The organism is Calyptranema fuscum S582, assembly GCF_055793305.1.
In genome coordinates this window covers 1-16,289 of record NZ_JBSLYH010000021.1, presented here as the reverse complement: position 1 = coordinate 16,289, position 16,289 = coordinate 1, and the positions used below count along the sequence as shown (strand labels likewise).

18 protein-coding genes and 1 tRNA gene are annotated in these 16,289 nt (G+C 47.8%); 9 read left to right on the top strand and 10 right to left on the bottom strand.

From position 1 onward, the window contains the following. The first annotated feature begins 171 nt into the window (after positions 1-171). The 4 genes from cpeB to ACR6Z4_RS15470 all read left to right on the top strand — a co-directional run bounded on the left by cpeB (position 172) and on the right by ACR6Z4_RS15470 (position 3,597). Positions 172-726 carry a C-phycoerythrin subunit beta gene (gene cpeB, locus ACR6Z4_RS15485; RefSeq protein WP_479718196.1) on the top strand — a complete coding sequence of 185 codons (555 nt, stop codon included), beginning with the start codon at positions 172-174 and terminating at the stop codon, positions 724-726. Positions 727-794: 68 nt separating this feature from the next. Further along, positions 795-1,289, top strand: a complete 495-nt coding sequence (cpeA, locus tag ACR6Z4_RS15480; RefSeq protein WP_479718195.1) for a C-phycoerythrin subunit alpha — start codon at positions 795-797, stop codon at positions 1,287-1,289. Between the two features lie 330 nt (positions 1,290-1,619). After that, a complete protein-coding gene (locus tag ACR6Z4_RS15475) occupies positions 1,620-2,900 on the top strand; it encodes a HEAT repeat domain-containing protein (protein ID WP_479718194.1) in 1,281 nt (426 codons plus the stop codon). Between the two features lie 79 nt (positions 2,901-2,979). Beyond that, positions 2,980-3,597, top strand: a complete 618-nt coding sequence (locus ACR6Z4_RS15470; protein WP_479718193.1) for a HEAT repeat domain-containing protein — start codon at positions 2,980-2,982, stop codon at positions 3,595-3,597. A 72-nt stretch (positions 3,598-3,669) separates the two neighbouring features. Here ACR6Z4_RS15470 and ACR6Z4_RS15465 read toward each other — a convergent pair whose 3' ends face one another. From ACR6Z4_RS15465 to ACR6Z4_RS15445, 5 genes are all read right to left on the bottom strand, one after another. Then, positions 3,670-4,560: a HEAT repeat domain-containing protein gene (locus ACR6Z4_RS15465; RefSeq protein WP_479718192.1), complete on the bottom strand. Its 891-nt coding sequence runs from the start codon at positions 4,558-4,560 to the stop codon at positions 3,670-3,672. 69 nt (positions 4,561-4,629) lie between these two features. Beyond that, a complete protein-coding gene (locus ACR6Z4_RS15460; protein WP_479718191.1) occupies positions 4,630-4,869 on the bottom strand; it encodes a hypothetical protein in 240 nt (79 codons plus the stop codon). Positions 4,870-5,206: 337 nt separating this feature from the next. Continuing rightward, positions 5,207-5,959 (bottom strand): phycoerythrobilin:ferredoxin oxidoreductase, encoded by a 753-nt coding sequence (locus ACR6Z4_RS15455; protein WP_479718190.1) that lies wholly within the window; start codon positions 5,957-5,959, stop codon positions 5,207-5,209. Positions 5,960-6,012: 53 nt separating this feature from the next. Continuing rightward, on the bottom strand, positions 6,013-6,744 hold the full coding sequence (locus ACR6Z4_RS15450) for a 15,16-dihydrobiliverdin:ferredoxin oxidoreductase (RefSeq protein WP_479718189.1): 732 nt from the start codon (positions 6,742-6,744) through the stop codon (positions 6,013-6,015). A gap of 142 nt (positions 6,745-6,886) precedes the next feature. Beyond that, a complete protein-coding gene (locus tag ACR6Z4_RS15445; protein WP_479718188.1) occupies positions 6,887-7,471 on the bottom strand; it encodes a phycobiliprotein lyase in 585 nt (194 codons plus the stop codon). Positions 7,472-7,691: 220 nt separating this feature from the next. Here ACR6Z4_RS15445 and ACR6Z4_RS15440 point away from each other — a divergent pair, with 220 nt between their 5' ends. Continuing rightward, positions 7,692-8,498, top strand: a complete 807-nt coding sequence (locus ACR6Z4_RS15440) for a pentapeptide repeat-containing protein (protein ID WP_479718187.1) — start codon at positions 7,692-7,694, stop codon at positions 8,496-8,498. 100 nt (positions 8,499-8,598) lie between these two features. Here ACR6Z4_RS15440 and ACR6Z4_RS15435 read toward each other — a convergent pair whose 3' ends face one another. The 5 genes from ACR6Z4_RS15435 to ACR6Z4_RS15415 all read right to left on the bottom strand — a co-directional run bounded on the left by ACR6Z4_RS15435 (position 8,599) and on the right by ACR6Z4_RS15415 (position 12,886). Beyond that, positions 8,599-9,258 carry a HEAT repeat domain-containing protein gene (locus tag ACR6Z4_RS15435; protein WP_479718186.1) on the bottom strand — a complete coding sequence of 220 codons (660 nt, stop codon included), beginning with the start codon at positions 9,256-9,258 and terminating at the stop codon, positions 8,599-8,601. 195 nt (positions 9,259-9,453) lie between these two features. Next, positions 9,454-10,641, bottom strand: coding sequence for an Arm DNA-binding domain-containing protein (locus ACR6Z4_RS15430; RefSeq protein ID WP_479718185.1), 1,188 nt, complete (start codon positions 10,639-10,641; stop codon positions 9,454-9,456). Between the two features lie 187 nt (positions 10,642-10,828). Then, positions 10,829-10,900: transfer RNA gene (locus ACR6Z4_RS15425), tRNA-Thr, on the bottom strand. Between the two features lie 44 nt (positions 10,901-10,944). Next, complete coding sequence (locus tag ACR6Z4_RS15420; RefSeq protein WP_479718184.1) at positions 10,945-11,514, bottom strand: peptidoglycan-binding domain-containing protein; 570 nt, start codon at positions 11,512-11,514, stop codon at positions 10,945-10,947. A 31-nt stretch (positions 11,515-11,545) separates the two neighbouring features. After that, positions 11,546-12,886 carry a molybdopterin molybdotransferase MoeA gene (locus tag ACR6Z4_RS15415; protein ID WP_479718183.1) on the bottom strand — a complete coding sequence of 447 codons (1,341 nt, stop codon included), beginning with the start codon at positions 12,884-12,886 and terminating at the stop codon, positions 11,546-11,548. Positions 12,887-12,977: 91 nt separating this feature from the next. On the opposite strand from ACR6Z4_RS15415, the gene ACR6Z4_RS15410 reads away from it, so the two are divergent. The 4 genes from ACR6Z4_RS15410 to ACR6Z4_RS15395 all read left to right on the top strand — a co-directional run bounded on the left by ACR6Z4_RS15410 (position 12,978) and on the right by ACR6Z4_RS15395 (position 16,170). Further along, positions 12,978-13,538 carry an RDD family protein gene (locus ACR6Z4_RS15410; RefSeq protein WP_479718182.1) on the top strand — a complete coding sequence of 187 codons (561 nt, stop codon included), beginning with the start codon at positions 12,978-12,980 and terminating at the stop codon, positions 13,536-13,538. Between the two features lie 41 nt (positions 13,539-13,579). Next, entirely contained in the window at positions 13,580-13,768 is a 189-nt protein-coding gene (gene rpmG / locus ACR6Z4_RS15405; protein ID WP_479718181.1) for a 50S ribosomal protein L33, read from the top strand. 2 nt (positions 13,769-13,770) lie between these two features. After that, positions 13,771-13,986: a 30S ribosomal protein S18 gene (gene rpsR / locus ACR6Z4_RS15400; RefSeq protein WP_479718180.1), complete on the top strand. Its 216-nt coding sequence runs from the start codon at positions 13,771-13,773 to the stop codon at positions 13,984-13,986. 171 nt (positions 13,987-14,157) lie between these two features. Continuing rightward, positions 14,158-16,170, top strand: coding sequence for a ribonuclease catalytic domain-containing protein (locus ACR6Z4_RS15395; RefSeq protein WP_479718179.1), 2,013 nt, complete (start codon positions 14,158-14,160; stop codon positions 16,168-16,170). Positions 16,171-16,289: the final 119 nt, after the last annotated feature.

Sequence of the window (16,289 nt, the reverse complement as noted above, 5' to 3'; positions counted from 1 at the left end):
TTGCATCCTCATCCGAGTCTACTTGGATGAGGATGCATTTTAAGGTGTTACGGATTATTGCTTTGTTTCTCATAACTGAGACGGGGGTCTTCTCCATCTCTTATGTTTTTGACATCTGATTCAACCAACAGGTGAACAGTTTTACAGATTATTATTTTTAAGGAGAGCGAGATGCTTGACGCCTTTTCTAGAGCCGTCGTTTCAGCTGATGCCAGCACCTCTGTAGTTAGCGATATCAATGCTCTTAAGGCATTTGTTGCTAGCGGCAACCGTCGTTTAGATGCTGTAAACGCTATTGCTAGCAACGCTAGCTGTATGGTTTCTGACGCTGTTGCTGGGATGATTTGTGAAAACCAAGGTCTGATCCAGGCTGGTGGTAACTGCTACCCCAACCGCCGCATGGCAGCTTGCTTGCGTGATGCTGAAATCGTTTTGCGCTACGTGACTTACGCTTTGTTGGCTGGTGATGCGTCTGTTCTAGACGATCGTTGCCTCAACGGTTTGAAAGAAACCTACGCAGCTCTGGGCGTCCCCACCACATCCACCGTGCGTGCCGTGCAAATCATGAAGGCTCAAGCCGCTGCTCACATCAAAGACACCCCCAGCGAAGCTCGTGCTGGTGCTAAGCTCCGCAAAATGGGTTCCCCAGTGGTAGAAGATCGTTGCGCTAGCCTGGTTGCTGAAGCATCCAGCTACTTCGATCGCGTGATTGCTGCCCTGAGCTAGTCGAATTCTACTGGCTCAGAAAGAAATTGCACAACAATCAACACTCTAAACTTTGGGAGATTTAAAACATGAAATCCGTTGTTACTACCGTTATTGCGGCTGCTGATGCAGCAGGTCGTTTCCCTAGCACCTCTGATCTAGAGTCTGTTCAGGGTTCTATTCAGCGTGCAGCTGCTCGTTTGGAAGCAGCTGAAAAGCTGGCTAACAACCTCGACAACGTTGCTAGAGAAGCGTATGATGCTTGCATTAAGAAGTATCCTTACCTGAACAATGCTGGTGAAGCTAACTCCACCGACACCTTTAAGACCAAGTGTGCTCGTGACATCAAGCACTACCTGCGCTTGATCCAGTACAGCCTGGTTGTAGGTGGTACAGGTCCTTTGGATGAGTGGGGTATCGCAGGTCAGCGTGAAGTTTATCGTGCGTTGGGTCTACCTACGGCTCCTTATGTTGAAGCATTGAGCTTTGCTCGCAACCGTGGTTGCGCTCCTCGCGATATGTCTGCTCAAGCATTGACCGAGTACAATGCTCTGCTCGACTATGCAATCAACTCACTGTCCTAGTCAACGACTAGATTAGTGATTGCGTGACAGGTTAGACTCCTCCCTTGTAGACCTGGAGGTTCTTAGTTCTGTGCTTTGCCTGTTAAGGTTAAGTGGTGACCAAGAATCTCCAGGTTTGTCTTTGGATGCCAGATCACTGCGAAAAAGGTCGTCCTGAAAAAGTAATATATTTTTTGTGACACAGGCGACGCCCGTGCCACAAAAAATATTGTGTGAACAACACTAATCAAAAAGAATAAAATTACTTCTTGTAGGGGCAGGTTTTACAATTGCTTTGCTTAAAGAGGGATAGGACAATTTCAGTCGAACTTTCCCCAAATCAGGTGATTTATGGATAGACGCTTTTCTAATTTTTTCAATCTAACGGAGGATCATGCGATCGCTCTATTAGATACCCCTCAAGATCAGATCAGTGAAGATGATTCGCGTTATATTGCCGCATCTCATTTGGTGAACTTCCCCACAGAGCAAGCTATCAATGCTCTGATACGAGCAGTGCAGCAAACCGATCCTGCCCTCGATAACCGCATTGTCAGACGTAAAGCAGTAGAAACATTAGGACGATTGCAAGCCGTTCAGGCTCTGCCCGTGATCCATGACTGTCTAAACGATGATGATTGCTATACGGTAGAGAATGCTGCCTGGGCGATCGGTGAAATAGGCACCCAGGATGCTGCCATCCTGGAAGATATGGCTCGATTACTGGATAAGCCAGGACAAACCTATCGGGTGCTGATTCATACCCTGGCAAAGTTGGGTTATCAGCCTGCTCTAGAACGGATTCGTCGCTTTACAGATAATGCTGACCTGCCAACAGCAAGCGCTGCCATTACAGCCATTTGCCGCTTGACCAGAGACGATACCCAGATGGGTCAAGTTGTGGCAATGTTGCAAAATACAAATGTGCTGGCACGACGATTATCCATTCAAGACTTGATTGATGCCCGCTACTATGATGCCATTCCCAGTATCACCCGTTGCCCGGTATCACTTGTGTTTCGACTGCGCGGCATACGAATGCTAGCAGAAGTCGGTATTGCTGCCGGAGCCATTACCTTTGCGACTATTCAACCCGCTTTAGAACAATCTTTACGCGATCATCCAGGGGATCTGGATCTGGTGCATTGTTACGATCAACTACCAGACTTAGCCTTTTTGATTCGCGAACTGTATGAAACTGATTTTGGGCGTTGTTATCTAGCCACCAAAACACTGCTTGAGCATTACCCGGAGGCAGCACCGGCAGCCCTTTTTGCGACCTATGCCGAAGAAGCTACTCAGGACTATGGGGCGCACTTCCATGTGGTAAAGCTATTTGGCTGGTTGAAACATGCACCTGCCTATGATTTATTGATTGAGGCATTGCATAATAAACAACCTCAGTTTCAGAAATCGCGTGCCGCCGCTGCGATCGCACTTGCAGAATTGGGCGATCCACGTGCCATTCCTGAGCTAAAAACTTGCCTGGAAACCAAAATCTGGGATTTGAAATATGCAACGTTGATGGCACTGGAACGTTTTGGCGATATCAGCGGTTATGAGCAGGTTACCCCTGATGATGATTGGTTAGTTCAAGAAAAAGCAAAAACAAAATTAAACATTCGATCGTGATTCGCCCACCGCTCAAGTTTTAATGTTTTGTATTTTCAGCGCACTCTCTGGGTTTAATGTTGCCTTTTTAATTTTTACCATGTCAACCACTGAAGAACTATTTCAACAGCTCAAACACCCCAATCCTCACCTGCGTGAACAGGCAATGTGGGAACTGGCAGAAAACCGAGATGAAACGACTATCCCTCGGTTAATGAGCATTTTGGATGAAGACGATACGACGTATCGACGGGCAGCCGTGAAAGCATTAGGAGCGATCGGTCACGACACGGTACCACCGTTGGTAGATGCGTTACTCAACAGTGGCAATGTGACCGTGCGGGGTAGTGCAGCCAAAGCATTAGCGCAAGTCGTGATCAACCATCCCGATACACCCTTGTCTGTTGAAGGGGTTCAGGGATTAAAAACGGCACTGAATGATCCAAATCCTGTGGTTAATATTGCCGTTGTGATGGCGCTGGGTGAAATTGGCACTCCGGTTGTAGAGATTTTAATTGAAGCTGTGCAAACAACAGATAATCCAGCACTAGCCATTTCAATCGTCAACGCCTTAGGTTCAATCGGTGATGAACGGGGGGTCGAGGTTCTCACTCAACTGATTCATTCTGAATCAACTGACTCTTATGTGCGCGAATCTGCCACCAGCGCGTTATCTCGCTTAGAGATGACCACCAAATTTCAGCGGAGAGAGCAGTAAAGCTTCCGCTGCATCACAGTCCCAGGCGATTGGCACGTCCTGCTGAACTAGAGTTCAACACACGACAATAGATTACCAATCGTCTACTTCAGATTGTCGCTCGATTTGGGCGATCGCCAGCTTTGCCAGCACTTTAATCACCTCTTGCGGATCGTCTAACAGTGACTGTAATGAGGGTAAGGCTGAGCGATCGCCTGTTTTGCCAAGAGCATTAATAGCTGCTTTCCTCACATCTAAATCGGCATCTTGAATCGCCAAAATCAAGTGGGGCACAGCCGTAGGATAATTGACTTGCCCTAAGGCAGCCGCCGCCTCCGTGCGGATGAGTGGTTCTGGATCGGTCAACGCAGACACTAGAAGATTGCAGGACTTTTCGTCAGACTGTTCCTGCGCCACATGCCCTAATGCCCCAATCACGGCACACCGCACGTCCAGCGATGCATCATTCAATGCTTGATATAAATAATCTGACGCTTCAGAACCAATAAAGGCTAACGCCCAAGCTGCATGACCTTTGATATCCTCAGGCTGATCCGTAGATGCCAAAATACCCAGCAATGCCGGAACAGACGCTTCTCCTGTTCTTGCCAGTGCGCCCGCACATGACCCCTTGACTACTGTATCTTCATCGTTCAAGAAAGAATGAAGTAATGTTGGCACTGCCGATGGATCAGCAATAATCGTAAGGGTCTTGGCTGCTGCCCGCCGCACAACCACATCAGGATGATGTGCTAAAGCTTCTAATAGAAAAGGGGTCGCAGGTTCGCCAATTTCTCCCAGCGTTTCTGCAAATCTCAATCGCACCAGCCCCCGTGGATCTCCTAACCCTGCTACCAATCGTTGCAGAAGTTGATCTGTGGGTTCAAAGGTGCTGAGTGTAATCTGCTCATCCACGCTCTGGAGAAGAGCATCATTCTCAGATTGAATTTGCTCTACTTTAACGGGCAGAGTTGTAGCATCCATCGCTGAAGATCCAGGGTTATGCGAGTGAGTCATCACAAATTTTCAATTCGCCATTGTGGGTCAATCATGTTAGTTGCCAGCTGTGAGAACGGCTTGCCGTTGGCGGAGTGCCTGGAGTTGGGCATCAATTTGAGTGAGTTGCAGATCTAAACTAGCCATGGCTTGCGACTTCATAATTTTAGCTCGCTGCGCTGTGGACAGGGTTTCATTCACCAATCGTTCTCGATATTGCTCCAACTCAGTAATAATTTCTGCCAAGTCTTCAGGAGTTGCTTGTTCGAGTGAGATAACTTCTTGAGTATTTTCCATATCCGTTGACTTTTCTAAAAACCATTTAATTCAGACCTACATCTGATCTTCTCAGATTGCGTTGCCAATGAGCAAACCTATTAATTTTACTTTTCAAAAAAGTACGAAGTATAGAGATATAGCAGGTCTAAATGAGTTATAAGATAGGCGGGTTGTGGGAGGCTCGCCCCTTCGGGGTGAGCCTCCCACAACCCACTTGGGATTGCTATAGATGCGTAATGTGAATCAATAAATTAAGAATCGTAGTTTGATAAAACCCTGCTGTCACTTTCTCAAACAGAATTACAAGTTCATGGCTCTGTGATGCTCAGCACCTCAGAGATGCTTGTACTTGCGATTAACTAACACTGGCACCCACCAGCTTGCGCTCTAGATCAAACAAAAAGCCATGAATATATTCCTCTGTCCATTCAGAACCATAGAAGCGGGTAAACATCCCTCGTGCTGGATCTTTTTCAGCTCGATAGCGCAGATAGCGCCGTTGAGCTTGTTCAATCGCCTGTAAAGATTGAGAGTCCGTCACTGGCTCAGCCTGGTCAACAAAGTCTAGATACGCTTGGAGATAACCTTGAAACGCCGCGAAAACATGATTCTCTACCATTTCTGTGGCTTGCGGTCGCGTCCAGAGAAAAGCAGGGGAGAAAAACGGACGTGCTTCTTCCGGAAAGTCTCCTCCCCAGGGCAAGTGTTGCCGGTAGGTTTCAAACAGCGGCAAGATAGGCTGAGTATATTTTGCTTGATACCCCAGCTCATCTCGAAACAGAGGTTGCATATCCAAGGCAATCAAGTGTCCTCCCGGCAAGGTTACCAGATCTGCACCAAAAAAAGGTAAATCGTAGGTTAAGTGGGGAAAGATGACAAAGTTCAAAACTTGTAGAGCATTGCCACCTTGCACATGGGCAGCGCGAATTTGCCGCAGTTTAGGAGCCTGATACCCATAGCTAGTCGTCAGAACTTCATCTTGATGTTTACCCTTGCCCACGATCGCCACTTTCGACTCAAACCCTTCTGGAATGGGATAGGGTTGCAAATCAAGGCGTTCGTTTAAAAGTGCGATCGCGTAGTCTAAAAATGGTTGATATAACGTCATGGGAACTCAAGTTACTTTTTGACCACTGTCGCTCAAAACACAGCATCTCTAAACTAACTGGCAGCTGCTACCACTAACGGCACAGCATCTTCAAACAGAAACCCATATAAAAACCGTTCTGACCATTCGTGTCCAAAGTAGCTGCTAAACAAGCCCGATGCCGGATCCCGATCAGCACTGTATTGGTCATAGTCTTTTTGGGCTTTCACAACCCGCTGAATATCTTCCGATCGGGTCAGAGGCTTAGCATCGGCTAGCATTTGCCAGTATAGATTCAAATAGTCTTTGAATGCTTCAAAGACCCGCGTTCTAACAGTCTCGGCATCTGTTTTAGCGAATAATAAATACTTAGAAAAGTACTGATTCGCATCATAAAATTTCATTTCCAGACCTTGTGACAAGTCTGGATACTGACTATGCAACCTCTTTAAAGGATGAATATATTTTCTCAAATAAGCTTCATCCTGAAACAAGGGTTGAAAGTCCATCACAATCAGGTTTTTGACCTGCCCAAATGACAAGAAATCAACCCCTAGTAGCGGCAAATCATAGTAATGATTGGGATAAATGACGCTATTAAAAATCTGAGCACTTGTACCTGCGTCAATGTAAGTGTAGCGAATTTTACGAAACTCAGGACATTGATAGCACCAGCTCTTAATGGTGGCAGGATTTCTACCACGTTCACTAACCTGAGCCTCTAGCCCTGCTGGAATAGAGCGACTTTGTAAATCAAACTGTTGAAACAGTGATTGCTCTAAATATTCAAGATAAGGCTGATACATTTGCTAAAAGGCTTAACATACATGCTCCCTCAAAGTAAGAGATTGCCAGGCAAGCCGTCTCAAATGTGAGAAACAAAGCAACAATCCGTAACGTTAGAGAGTGGATGGATGAAACACTTCATATTATGTCATCATTACTTTCTTACGAAGCTCTGGATACGTTGTGTTGAATCATGGTGATTAATTCTGCTTCAGAGACATACCGTCTTTCTGAACAATACGTCATCAAATACACCCCGCCAATCGTCCGCACAGTGCTGACACGTACCCGGAAATCATCAGTAATGAACCAGCAGCGCTCCTGTCCCTGGTTTTGCTCGTAGTCGGTATCGATTGTCAAAATGCCGTCTTTGCCAAACCAGTAACGACTCACGACAGGAATCTTTTCCACGTAGCCCTGGTTGCGCAGTAATTTGCCCGATCGCCCTGTTTCATCATCAGGTACATCAACTAACACCGCTGCGCGATCGGGGTTAGGCTCCTGATTATCTTCATGCTCTTGCCACATAAAGCTGGCTCCACCTGCTGCGATCGCCGGATCAATGCCTTGTGGCTCACAAACCTGCTGAATCCGAGGATCATCGGCTGCAACCACTTCTACATAGAGCTTTGATTCTCCCGACTGATCAGCGATCGTATCAAAATGATGCACGGTACGCTGGGTAAACCAAATACCTTCACTCTTTCGGAAAAAGTCCATCATCGTTAACGGCTGGACAAGTGGCATGAAATTTTCCTCAAACTCAATCACGGGACTAACACTAGCAATTCTTAATAACATGAAGTACACAGTGTTGTGAGAGAGCCGCGCTCCGCACGGCTCTCTCACAACACCCGTAATCTATCCCATTGCGAAGCGCTATAACCCAAAAGAATACCCTTCAAACCGCATTCGGATCAATAAACGGTACAATACCCGTGAATGAAGCTATTTTTAACTTGAAATTATGAGAAGCAGGGAGATTTTCAAGACTCCTAAAGATGTTTTGACGGCGCTCAAAACAGGGCTTACTTTGAGTCAGAAAGATTTCTATCAATTCAACTTCAGTGGATTTGACCTACAAAATGCCGATCTGAATCATGCCACGCTCATTCGGGCGACTTTAAGCTATACCAATCTCAATCAGGTAGATCTGAGTGCAGCCGATCTGCGGGGTGCTGATTTGAGTCATGCCAGCTTGAAAGATGCTAACTTGCAGGGGGCTTGTTTATATCGGGTCAATTTAAGTGGAGCCGATTTAAGAGGTGCGAATTTAACAGATGCCCAGATGCAATGGGCGCGATATGATAGCCAGACTATCTTTCCAGCAGACTTTGCTTATAAAGCTTGTGGCGCGATTGGTCCAAGCGCAAATCTCAATGGGGCAGCGCTGAATACGGCAGATCTACGTCATGCCGATTTGCAAGAGGCAAACTTGTTAGGAGCTTACTTGACCGGGGCGGATTTGACGGGCGCAAATCTGCGTGGAGCCCGTCTAGTACAAGCCGATCTGCGAAGTAGCATGTTAACGGGTACTTGTTTACGTCACGTCCGATTGAACAATGCAAATTTAGCCGGAGCCGATCTGCGAGCTGCTGATCTCACCAATGTTGAGTTTGAACAGCTTGAAAGTATTGCCGGAGCCGATTTTACTCTCGTCCAGGGACTCAGTGACGCCATGCGATCGCGCTTGCTCAGTCAACCCGCCCACCAGTTAGAAACCATCCATCCGCTGACCCTCAAGACCACCTTAGAAAGCTTGACTCCCCTGTAAGTTTTTCTGAGTCTACAAACCATAGACCAGAGCGATACTGTTTGAGTTTGAAGACAGATGCAGGGCAGAAAAGTAGCTTTAGTAAAGTAACTTTTAGGAATTAAGGAACCAACGGTTCCATCGCTGCCCCTACCACTCGATGATCGACATCTTGCCGAAGTTGAACAAGCGCTGCTTTTGCTTCGGGCGTATCAAAATGCTTCAGGGCATAGGCAACTCTCACCCGAATATACTCTGCCTCCCTATTTTTTAGCATCAACAGTTGAGATAGTGCTGTTTCAGCTTGACGGGACATTGCTAAAGCCCCCAAAGCATCCACAGCAGCTTCTTGTACAGCAGCATCATCTCCTGCCAATCCTGCCCCACATACCTCCAAAACTTCTTCCGGGCATTCCAGTTCTACCAGGGCTGCCAGAATGCTGCGCCGCACCAACCAATGGTCGTCTCTTAAAAATGTCTGTACTAAATGGGAAGCAGAAACTTTACCAAATAACGACAATGAGTTTGTAGCTTCTGCCCGCACATTAGGCGTGTTATCAAACCGCATCATTTGAAGTAAAAACCCAAAAGCATCAGACGTTTTTTGCCTGCCCAGCTCTCTGGCAACAAAGGTTCGGACTAAAAATTCTGGGTCATGAAGGTGTTTTGCCAGTAAAGGAACTGCAACATCAGCTGGATAATCCTTCAGGGCTGCGATCGCTTTAAGTCGGTATTGAAAATCAGCGTTTTGTAGTTCCGTTTGAATTTGATTGAGATCCATAAGAGCATGTGATAAATAGTTTGTTCTCTTTACGCTTAAAGAAAAAAGCAGGGAAAGATGAGTCATTAAATCATGACATGAATATCACTCCCCAAGGTCGATCTAATCTTTGACGAGTTCATGCTCTCTCGCACCACAACTTTTGTCCCAGCGATCGCCTTCTCGATAACATCCCAGATGAACATTTGAGCAATATCAGATTTCTGTTGGGCGTAAATGTTCAAGCTGTAGCTTATCAAGATATTTTTCTTCAATTACTTGGCTAGAATTGCCAACCCATCGGGCAATCGTAGTTGATGAATTGCCTTGAGTTGCTTGGAGAGTAATAAATGTATCTCGACAGTTATAAGGAGTCATCTTGACTCCGTCTTTTATATCCAGTTTCAAACTGGTGAGAATTGCTTTCCAGGCACGATCAGCAAAATTACTTTCACTGATTGCGCCTCCTTTTGGTGATGGAAAGACTAAGATATCTTGTTCAGGGTTGTCAGGTCTAATTGACTGTAATAAAGCTTGCAATTTCGGAGTACAGCTAAACCAACGGTTTACACCTGTTTTCGTTTCCCTTCGCCTGACCAATTTGCCTGAAACTTCTACAATACTTTCGTGAAAATGAATTCTGCTGCAATCTGGAGTTAGACTTCCCCAACGCAATCCGATCGCTTCACAGGGTCTACAACCACTCCAAAAGAGAAATTTTACAAATGGAGCATAGTGGCGGTAGCTTATCCCTTTGCCTTGATGGTTTTCAAAAGCTTTGATGATGCGATCGCGTTCCTCAACCGTAAAAGACATAGGAGGAACTGGCTTAGTAGGCTCAAGCTCTTTATACATTTCATCTAAAGGGTTAGAGCCAAGCAAACCGTGCTTCATTCCCCACTTGCAAGCGGCTGAGAGTTGCATTAGGGTTCTACGTGCCTGAGACTCCGTTGTAACTTGAAGCAGTTCCATGCGAAATTTCAGCGCATCTTTCAATCCATCGGTTGAACATTTAGACAGGTGTGCTGTAACAGGTTCATACGTTCCATTAATTGTTTTGGGAGAAGCGTTAGGACTTCTATACTCCACGTATTTCTGCCATAGCTCTATGAGGGTTGGAGTGGAAGGATGGATTTTAGCGGCTGAATCAGCGGTACTTAGAACTGAATCCGGCTTGTACTTTGCCAGAGTAATATCAAACTCCCCATACTGTATATCCCTTTCGATTTCTAGCGCTCTATCCTGGACTAGTTTTCGGTTATAGGGAGTATCTGAGAGTCCTGTTGAAAGGAAGTGACGCTTACCACCAAACGTAAATACGAGTTGCAAGCGATTATTGGAACTCCGATATTGAACACTTCCAACTTTCGCCTTTCTGCGACCACGGGAACTTTTTGAGTACATAGGTAATTACAAAGTGCTAGTTCGTTTGCACTACCATCTTATCTCAATCTTTATCTCAATCTTTATCCCAAAGATGCCTGAACTTGCCCAAAGTAGTACGCAGCCACTAGCGACAAGGCGGGCATGAAATCGCCCAAAACCTTTACAGGATAGGAGAAATCAGCCCTAAACGGTCATTTACTTATAAAGCCGATGGCGGGATTTGAACCCGCGACCGCTCGATTACGAATCGAGTGCTCTACCACTGAGCCACATCGGCACAACCGATTAACCAGTATAACAGTCTACACCAAGTTAATCCCTTCACCACCATTTACGAGGATTAATAAACCAGCGATTTTGTTTAGGTGGGGTGGGAAGAGGACGCCCCGTCAACATCGTCCAGGTTTTGCAATCTACAATACCATCATCCAATAATTTATGACGTTGCTGAAAGCCCAGCACTGCCCCCTGGGTTTCGGCTCCAAAAAATCCATCTCGGCGAAGATGATATCCATGAATTTGCAACAGTCCTTGTAGTTGGTAGACATCTGAACCGCTATGTCCACGCTTCAGGACGCGACTACCTACCGGAACTGAGCGCTTTAAAGCATTCCAGGTAAGCGTATTCACAACGCCATCGCTTCTCAGCCCCTGCCGTTTCTGAAATATGCGGACGGCGGCTTCTGTAATGCCACCAAAGTCTCCATCAATGCGGAGGGTAAAGCCGTGGGCGTTCAGCAGTTCTTGCAACTCAACCACAATAGGACCACAACTCCAGGGGTATAAATCGCATGGGCTGGCGGCTGATGGACTGGCGGCTGATGAGTTTGCGGCTGATGAGCTGGAGGCATCGTTGGCGATCGCATGGGTGAGGTGAGAATCGGGTGTCATACGCTATTGTCCTGGATTGTGAGGAATGGTTTTAGAGAAGGATGGTTTTGACTAGCATGATCGTGACTGACGCACCGGCAGGAATCAAGGTGGTGCCGATGGGTACAACGGCAAGACTGTTGGTTTGAGCCAGGTTAATTAAATTGCCCGACAGATGAGACCCCCCAGCCAGTTGAAATTCATACGTGCCATTTACTAAATGAGTCTGCCCCCAAACATAACTTTCTCGCTTGCCATCTGACTTTAAGTCGTGGAGCGATCGCCCTTCTACCCAAACGGGCGTGTCTAGGTTGGAGACCCCGGATAGTTTTTGTAAAGCGGGTTGGACAAATCGCCAAAAGGTAACCAGGGCAGAAACCGGATTGCCGGGAAGACCAAAATAGAGGAGGGGATGGGGGGATGGGAGGGATGGGGGAGATGAGGAGGATGGGGGAGATGGGGGGGACGAGTCGGGGGTTTGATTCCTGTCGCCTGTCGTCTGTTCTCTAACCTTTGTAAAAGTGGCGACGGTTAATGGCTTACCGGGTTTAATGGCGACCGCACGAATGTGGATGGTTGCTCCTAACTCTGCCAGGATTTGATCGACATAATCATAATCGCCCACGGAGACGCCGCCAGAAGAGAGCACCACATCAGCCTGGGCGATCGCTTGAGCGATCGCGTCTCTGAGTGCGTTCGGTTGATCGGGCACAATGCCCAAAAGAATTGGATCGGCACCGGCTTGCTGCACTGCTGTTGCCAGGGCATATTGATTGGAATCTACAATTTGTCCGGGTTGCAACGGTTGATCAGGCGTTACCAACTCACTGCCTGTCGATAAGATTGCCACACGCAGGCGGCGGTAGACCGTTACCTGTAAACATTGTGCTGCTGCTAACACGGCAATTTCGGGTGCTGCTAGCCGCACTCCCGCTGGCAGTAACGGTTCGCCTGCTTTGTAATAAGTGCCTTGATGCCGAACAAATGCCTGAGGCTTGGGAGATGCCAGGATCGTTACGCGATCGCCCTCTCGTTGCGTCTCTTCTTGCATCACCACCGTATCTGCACCAGTGGGCATCATCGACCCCGTTAAAATTCGGGCAGCCTGCCCACTCCCCACGGTTTGTCGGGGCTGATAGCCTGCCGGAATCTCTTCAATAATCTCTAAGGTAACGGGCTGGTCGGCACTGCAAGCCTTAACATCGGCATACCGCACGGCATACCCATCCATTGCCGAATTATCCCAATGGGGAAAGTCAAGCTGGCTGGTTACAGCCGTGGCTAACACCCTACCTGCCGCAGAGAGCACGTCAACCCGTTCGATATCGGTCTGTGAATCCAGGGGTTGCACCCATTCTAAGATCAAGTTTTCGGCGTGTTGGGCTGGCAGCATCTTGATGTAGAGATTTTATGTAGAGATTTGTAGAGAGTCTTGACCCCTTTACCCTACACCCAAGCTTGAGCCTGACTCAATTAGTATGGGAATGAGATACCTCTTAACCGCAGCGATCATGCCTTCTGAACTGGTTCCTGTTCGATATCCCAAAGTGCCGCTGTGGCGACGAGGTGCGGCACTGGGCATCGATGCCATGATTGTCGGATTATTTAGTTCCCTCATGGGGTCGTCGGCGATCGCCCAGTTGGTTGCCTTTATGTTGGGCTGGCTGCTGTTACGGGTCGTTCTGGTTGTCCAAAATAAAGGGCAAAGCCTGGGGCGATGGGCATTTGATATGGTGGTGATTGACAGTCGCTGGCAAAAAATTCCTGGCTTAAAAGAATTAGCTCGCCGGGAAGGGGTTTTAGGGCTGGCAGCATTTCTAGCCCTGAGTGGGCTAACCAACTTTAATCCATCCAATCCTTTAGCACCGCTACTGCTCTTGCCCCTTGCCGCCGACTGCGGGTTAGCGTCTTTGGATCAGGAACGGCAACAAGCCTTTCATGACCAACTGGCAAGCACTTTGATTGTGCAGTCGCGCCGAGGCTACTCGTTAGATATTAAATTGAAGCGATTACTTGCCGATCTGAGGGGTCGTGTGAAAAAATAGTAGATTGTGTCTGTTCTGCCAAATTTTAAATTTAGGAAACTATGGCTAAGGGCGTCCGTGTCATCATCACGTTGGAGTGTACGGAGTGTCGAACTAACCCCGACAAGCGATCGGCTGGGGTTTCCCGTTACACCACCACCAAAAACCGCCGTAACACTACGGCGCGGTTAGAGCTGAAAAAGTTCTGCACTCACTGCAATAAGCATACGGTTCATAAGGAAATCAAATAGATATGACTTACTATCGTCGCCGCGTTTCTCCGATTAAGCCTGGAGACCCCATCGACTACAAAGACGTTGAATTGCTGCGCAAATTTGTCACCGAGCGTGGCAAAATCTTGCCTCGTCGTATTACTGGGTTGACGGCAAAGCAACAACGAGATCTAACGAAAGCGATTAAGCAAGCTCGTATTTTGGCTCTCCTGCCCTTTGTCAATCAGGAAGGTTAGGCAGAAAACAATATCCGCATTCCTGACGGTTGTTTTCAGAAAACTAAGGAAACCCGTTGAAGGTATTCGGATATCAGGGATCAAAGGATTAATGCAAACTGTTGCAATACGGTTCTGCTTTTAGTCCTTAACCTCTATCTTTAATTGTTGACTCCTACCTCCAATAGCCCGATGGATAAGGGAACATTAGTTGAATTCCGTCTACATGGCGATCGCCGTCTTGCAGTGGTTGACCGTCCAGAGGGTAAGAAGCATTGGCTTGTGATCGATGAGCGGGGACAGTCTCATACGCTGCACCCGCGACAGATTACCTACGAAGTCACCGGCACCGTTTATCAGCCCGGTGACATTGCCGCTTTCTGGAACGAAACTCAAACCTATCTCGATCCTTCTAGCTTAGAAGTCGCGTGGGAGTTGCTCGTCGAGGAAGGGGAAAATGTTGATCCGGCGGGAATGGCAATGTTGCTGTTTTCCAGCCAAAGCCCCCCGCTATGCTATGCAGCCTATTATCTTCTTTCGGAAGATAAGTTGTACTTTAAGCAAAAAGGCGATCGCTATGAACCACGTCCTGCCAGTCAGGTTGCTGATTTAAAACATCAATCTAGCCTAGCTGCCCAGCGCATGCAGGAGTGGATGGGGTTTTTAGAGCGCGTTCGTAGTGCCTTAGCCGGAGATCTAGTGGTGTGGCAAGATAGCGATCGCTCTCGTGTCGAAGCGTTAGAACGGTTTGCTACTCTAGGAGAAGAATCAACTCATCGAGTCCAGGCTTCAGAGACTTTGGCAGCGCTCAATCTGGCTGAATCTGCCGAAGCCGCATTTCAACTCTTAGTCAACCTCAAGATCTGGCATCCTCATGAAAATTTATTTTTGCGGCGTAGCCAGATTTCCACTCAGTTTTCTAAAGGCGTACTGGAAATGGCGAACAGCCGCCTAGTCGAACCTCCGATAGACCCCGATAGTAATCGTCTGGACTTGACCCAACACAAGGTCTACACCATCGACGACGAAAGTACGTGTGAAATCGATGATGGGCTTAGTGTCGAAACTTTAGCAGACCAGCGACGGCGAATTTGGATTCACATTGCTGACCCTTCTCGTTGGGTGTTTCCGGGCGATGACCTGGATTTAGAAGCGCGGCGGCGGTGTACGTCGGTTTATTTGCCAACGGGCATGGTGCCCATGTTTCCGTCTGAGTTGGCAACAGGACCCATGAGCTTGATTCAGGGCAAGGTGTGTACTGCCCTCAGTTTTGGCGTCATTTTAGATGAAACGGGTGCGGTTGTAGACTATACCATCTGCCCCAGTCTGGTGAAACCCACGTATCGTCTGACCTACGAAGATGTAGACGAAATTTTAGAACTGGGTGTTAGCGCAGAACCAGAATTAGAGGCGATCGCCAATCTCGCCATGTTGCGGCAAAGCTGGCGTAAAACCCAGGGTTCTATCAGCATTCGGATGCCAGAGCCGTCCATCAAAGTGCGCAACGATGAAATTACGATTGATGTCTTAGAAGATTCGCTATCTCGGAATCTGGTTGCCGAAATGATGATTTTGGCGGGTGAAGTGGCGGGGCACTATGGGCGAGAACATAGCTTACCACTCCCGTTTAGAGGGCAAACCCAACCCGAGCTTCCGGCAGAACAAGAGCTTTTACAACTGCCTGCGGGGCCGGTGCGCTATTGTGCGATTCGGCGGTGTATGCCCCGCAGTGAAGTGGGCATTACGCCGCTGCGCCATGCCAGTTTGGGCTTAGATACCTATACTCAAGTCACGTCTCCGATTCGACGCTACACCGATCTACTGGCACACTTTCAGATTAAGGCGCATTTGCGGGGCGAACCCTTGCCATTTTCCCTGGATGCGATGCAAGAACTGATCTATGTCGTTAGTTCTACGGCTTACGAAGCAACGCTGGTCGAGCGTCAGACCAATCGCTATTGGGGGTTAGAGTTTTTGCGGCGGCATCCTGACCAGGTCTGGCAGGCGTTAATGCTGCGCTGGTTGCGAGAGCACGAAAATTTGGGTCTGATTTTGTTAGAAGACCTGGGGTTAGAACTGGCGATGCGGTTTCACCGTCCTATTACACCGGGCGATCGCCTGGAGGTTCGAGTCACCTACTCCGACCCGCGACAGGACATGATTCAACTGAGCGAAGTTACCGAATCCACCGTTCGTTCTGCTTAGGATCCACAAGGTAATGGGTTGAACATCGGCACGGGCAGTAACAGGTTAGGAGGGGATGCAGGGGTTCTACCCCTGCATCCCCTCCTAACGTAAATCCGTAACGCGATACTCCTAAGAAT